This window comes from Nocardia sp. NPDC004604, assembly GCF_040609795.1.
In the GTDB taxonomy this organism is placed as follows: Bacteria; Actinomycetota; Actinomycetes; order Mycobacteriales; family Mycobacteriaceae; genus Nocardia.
Genome location: NZ_JBEXLC010000285.1, coordinates 1 through 4,076 on the forward strand (window position 1 = coordinate 1; position 4,076 = coordinate 4,076).

At 65.0% G+C, this 4,076-nt stretch carries 3 protein-coding genes; 2 read left to right on the forward strand and 1 reads right to left on the reverse strand.

Translation table 11 applies throughout. The features are described 5' to 3' along the window. Positions 1-1,317: acyl-CoA dehydrogenase (locus tag ABZW16_RS43245; protein WP_354961971.1), on the forward strand; the 1,317-nt coding region annotated here is incomplete at its 5' end. A 66-nt stretch (positions 1,318-1,383) separates the two neighbouring features. Here the strand turns inward: ABZW16_RS43245 and ABZW16_RS43250 are convergent. Then, positions 1,384-2,508: a GGDEF domain-containing protein gene (locus tag ABZW16_RS43250; protein WP_354961972.1), complete on the reverse strand. Its 1,125-nt coding sequence runs from the start codon at positions 2,506-2,508 to the stop codon at positions 1,384-1,386. A gap of 296 nt (positions 2,509-2,804) precedes the next feature. Here ABZW16_RS43250 and ABZW16_RS43255 point away from each other — a divergent pair, with 296 nt between their 5' ends. Next, positions 2,805-3,911 (forward strand): DUF4185 domain-containing protein, encoded by a 1,107-nt coding sequence (locus ABZW16_RS43255; RefSeq protein WP_354961973.1) that lies wholly within the window; start codon positions 2,805-2,807, stop codon positions 3,909-3,911. The last annotated feature ends 165 nt before the right edge of the window (positions 3,912-4,076 follow it).

The following is a 4,076-nucleotide window of genomic DNA, read 5'->3' on the forward strand; positions in this document are numbered from 1 at the left end:
GGCGCCGGCCGCACCAAGGCGATCCAGCAGGAGGACGGCTCCTGGCATATCGAGGGCGTCAAGCGCTTCATCACCTCGGGTGACTCCGACGACCTGTTCGAGAACATCATGCACCTGGTGCTGGCCCGCCCCGAGGGCGCTGGCCCCGGCACCAAGGGCCTGTCGCTGTTCTACGTGCCGAAGTGGCACTTCGACTTCGAGACCCAGACCCTGGGCGACCGCAACGGTGCCTTCGTCACCAATGTCGAGCACAAGATGGGCATCAAGGTCTCGGCCACCTGTGAGGTCACCTTCGGCGGCCACGGCGTGCCCGCCAAGGGCTGGCTGGTCGGCGAGGTGCACAACGGCATCGCGCAGATGTTCGACGTCATCGAGAACGCCCGCATGATGGTGGGCACCAAGGCCATCGCGACCCTGTCGACCGGTTACCTGAACGCACTGGACTACGCCAAGCAGCGCGTCCAGGGTGCGGACCTCACCCAGATGACCGATAAGGCCGCCCCGCGCGTCAGCATCACCCACCACCCGGATGTGCGTCGCAGCCTGGCCCTGCAGAAGGCCTACGCCGAGGGTCTGCGCGCGATCTACCTCTACACCGCCGCGCACCAGGATGCCGATATCGCGCAGCTGGTCTCCGGTGCGGATGAGGATGTGGCCTTCCGGGTCAACGATCTGCTGCTGCCGATCGTCAAGGGTGTCGGCTCCGAGCGGGCCTACCAGTACCTGACCGAATCGCTGCAGACCTTCGGTGGCTCCGGCTTCCTGCAGGACTACCCGATCGAGCAGTACATCCGCGACGCGAAGATCGACTCGCTGTACGAGGGCACCACCGCCATCCAGGCGCAGGACTTCTTCTTCCGCAAGATCGCCCGTGACCGCGGCGTGGCACTGGCCCATGTGGCCGGTCAGGTGCAGAAGTTCATCGACTCCGAGGCGGGCAACGGTCGCCTCAAGGGCGAGCGCAAGCTGCTGGCCACCGCGCTCGAGGATGTGCAGGCCATGGCCGCCACCCTGACCGGGCACCTGATGGGCGCTCAGGAGAACCCGTCGGAGCTGTACAAGGTCGGTCTCGGCTCGGTGCGCTTCCTGATGGCGGTCGGCGACCTGCTGATCGGCTGGCAGCTGCTGCGTGGCGCCGAGGTCGCCATCAAGGCCCTCGACAATGGCGCCACCGGTGCCGACGAGGCGTTCTACAAGGGCAAGGTGGGCGTCGCGCAGTTCTTCGCCCGCAATGTGCTGCCCGAGCTGACCGCGACCCGCGCCATCCTGTCGAACCTGGACAACGACATCATGGAGCTGGACGAAGCGGCGTTCTGATCCGATAGCGTTCGGACACAGGCGAATACGAACAACGGCGGCCCGGAGCGATCCGGGCCGCCGTTGTCATTTGCCGCGACGCGACAGATCTCGCCGCGGGGTGGGCGCGGCGTCCGGAACGTAGATCGGGGGCTCGGCCAGCACAACGGCATTGCCGCCCAACTGTTTCGCCTCGTACATCGCGGAGTCCGCGCAGCGCAACAGCAGCTGGGGCCGACCGGTATCCGCACCGCCCGCACAGACGGCGACACCGATGCTGGCCGTGATGACGACGGGCACCCCGGCCGCCGCTTCGACGGCGCGACGCAACCTCTCGGCGGTGGCGAGCGCACCGTCACGATCGAGTTCGCCGACCACCGCGAACTCCTCGCCGCCGGTGCGGGCGACGATGGCGTCGGGATCGACGACCGCCCGCAAGCGCTCGGCCGTCGAGGCGAGCACCTGGTCGCCGACGATATGACCGAATGTGTCGTTGACCGACTTGAAGCGGTCCAGATCGAGAGCGATCACCGATAGACACTGCCGATGCCGGGAGCGGTACAGGTAATAGTCGAGACCGCGCCGATTCAGCAGCATTGTCAGCGGATCCGACAGCACGTCGGTGCGCAGCACCCAATAGCAGAATTGCAGCCCGGGCAGCACCACGACGATGGCCGCCATCATGATCAGCACCATGGCCGCCGCCAGCGGTATATCGCCACCCGCGGAATCGGTCACCACAAAACCGGCGAGGATCCCGATGGAGAGCAATGACCACGCGGCGTGCGCGGCCAGCGCCCGCGGACTGTGGAAGAACGTGATGTAGGCCCCGGTCACCACCAGCAGCATCGCGCTCAATGCTGCGTACACCCGATCGCGGTCCACCAGACAGGACGCGGTGATGGCGATATCCGCCCAGGTGCACAGGGCCAATGAGGTGAGCGCACGCGGCCACGGAAACAACCACCAGCGCACCGTCCATACCGCCGCGGTGAACCCCGCGAATGCAAAGATCGCACGATCGACCGTTCCCGATGGACCGGCGGGCGACAGCGACATCAACATATTGATCAGCAGCATCACCGCGCCGCCCGCACCGATGATGAATTTGACCGGACCTAGGGCGAAATGCGATTCCAACGTCCGCACGAGCCAGCGGTAGTGCACCGGATCGTGCCACCAACTCCGAAGCGTTGCGCGACTATCACCCATGAGCCACCGCCTAGCGTTCACCAATCCTGCCGGATGTAATGGAACAGCTGTGCCCTCGCGAGCGATGCGGCAAACCGTCATAAACCGAGCGACCGAGCCCCGCCGCCGAAGAAGCTGTATCGGGCGACCTATGGTCGCCAGCGGTGACAGGTCAGCCACCCCCGAAGCCCCGTCTCCTGATGATCTTCAGTGTAGCTATCGGCTGGCGTCCGGCTCCACATCAAACGCGTTCGGACATGGGGGCGAGAACCGGGCACAATGGCCGGGCAGACCGCGCGCAAGAAGGGATCGTCCGGATGAACCGATCGCTGTCCGCACTCACCAGAGCCGGTGTCCTCGCCGCCGCACTCTCGGTCGCATTGGCCGGACCGGCCGTCGCCGACCCGAATATCGTGATCCCCATTCCCGGCATCAACCCCATCCCCGGCATCAACGGCCAGCCGCGCGGCCTACCACGCCTACCGGGAGTGACCCAGGCGGTCTTCCAGATGACCGGCATGGACAGCCCCAATCGCACCCAGAACGTCAATGTGCTCGGCACCGACCTCGGCATCATGTGGGACGACGGCAACGGACGGATGCTCACCGCCTTCGGCGACAGTGCGGGCCTCGGCTTCCCCAATCTGCTCGTCGGCAGTGCGTGGGCTTGGAGCAGCCAGGTCCTGTTCAGCAGCACCACCAAGGATCCGGCACAGGGGATTTCGTTCGACGGCGTGGTGAGCAACAATCCGCTGCCCAGTCCGAAGATTCCCGGCATCGAGATCAGTCTCATTCCGACAGCAGGCATTTCGGTCGGCGGCGTGCAGTACCTGAGTCTGATGTCGGTGGCCAGCTGGGGTGAACACGGCAAGTGGGAAACCAACTTCTCCACTCTTGCCGCCTCGGCTGACGGGGGTCGGAGCTGGGCACCGCTGACCACCACCCGACGCGCGAATGTGGACGGGTATCAGAACTTTCAGCAGAACGCCTTCCTGAAGGACGACGGCTATGTCTACCGCTACGGCACGGCCGCCGGGCGGCAGCATCCCGGATTCGTCTCGCGCGCACAGGAAGCCGATATCGCTGATATCGATCGCTACGAGTACTGGGACGGCACCGAGTGGAAGCCGGACGCCAAGGTCGCCGCACCGATCGTCGATGGTGTCGCCGAGCTGTCGGTGATGTGGAACGACCATCTGGGTAAATTCATTATGCTCACGACGGATTCGACCAATTCGGTGGTCTTGCGCAGTGCAGAGAAGGCGGAGGGGCCGTGGAGCGAACCGCAGGTGCTCGTCGATGGGCCCACGCTGCCGAGCGCCTATGCGCCGATGATCTTCCCGTATCAGACCGAGCGTGACCTGTACTTCTTACTGTCGGTGTACAACCAGTACAACGTGCTGCTCATGCGAACGCCGCTGTAAGATGCGGGTGCCGAGTGGATTCAGGCCACATTCGTTCGCGACCCGGCGCCGGGGTCCGCAAAAGCAAAGTGCCTCACCTCATTTCGAGGTGAGGCACTCCCAGCATCCGATTACTGCGTCTTGGTGCCTGTCGAGCCGGTGGACAGCGCTTTCACCAGATCGGTG